The organism is Burkholderia sp. Ac-20353 (genome assembly GCF_017104785.1).
GTDB lineage: Bacteria > Pseudomonadota > Gammaproteobacteria > Burkholderiales > Burkholderiaceae > Burkholderia.
Window position 1 is genome coordinate 1 of record NZ_JAAGPL010000549.1, and the last position, 568, is coordinate 568.

2 protein-coding genes are annotated in these 568 nt (G+C 71.0%); both read left to right on the plus strand.

Translation table 11 applies throughout. From position 1 onward, the window contains the following. A partial coding sequence (locus tag G3N94_RS41890; protein ID WP_205799979.1) for a MotA/TolQ/ExbB proton channel family protein occupies nt 1-430 on the plus strand: 430 nt, incomplete at its 5' end. Nucleotides 431-454: 24 nt separating this feature from the next. Continuing rightward, a partial coding sequence (locus G3N94_RS41895; protein ID WP_205799980.1) for a biopolymer transporter ExbD occupies nt 455-568 on the plus strand: 114 nt, incomplete at its 3' end.

Genomic DNA, 568 nt, shown 5'->3' on the forward strand with positions numbered 1-568 from the left:
GCCGCTCGCCGAAGCCGCGCGCGATGCGGCCCGCGATCACGATCCCGCCGCGCTGGCCGCGCGCGTCGAGCGCAGCGAACGCGTGCTGCGCGCGCTGCGCCACGCGATGCTGCATTCGCAGCGGCGGCTGGAGTTCGGCCAGGTGCTGCTCGCGTCGATCGGCAGCACCGCGCCGTTCGTCGGGCTGCTCGGCACCGTCTGGGGTATCTATCACGCGCTCGGCAGCATCGCCGCGAGCGGGCAGGCGCAGATCGAAAGCGTCGCGGGCCCGGTCGGCGAGGCGCTGATCATGACCGCGTTCGGGCTCGTGGTCGCGATTCCCGCCGTGCTCGCGTACAACATCCTCGGGCGCCTCGTGCGCCAGCTCGCCGAGGAGCTCGACGGCTTCGCGCGCGACCTGCACGTGTTCGTGTGCGCGAGCGACGCCTGACGCGCGCCTTCCGGAGGGACCACCATGGCATTCGGCGGACTCGAGCACCACAAGACGTCCGCGCCGATGGCGGAGATCAACATGACTCCGCTGATCGACGTGATGCTCGTGCTGCTCGTCATCTTCATCGTGACCGCG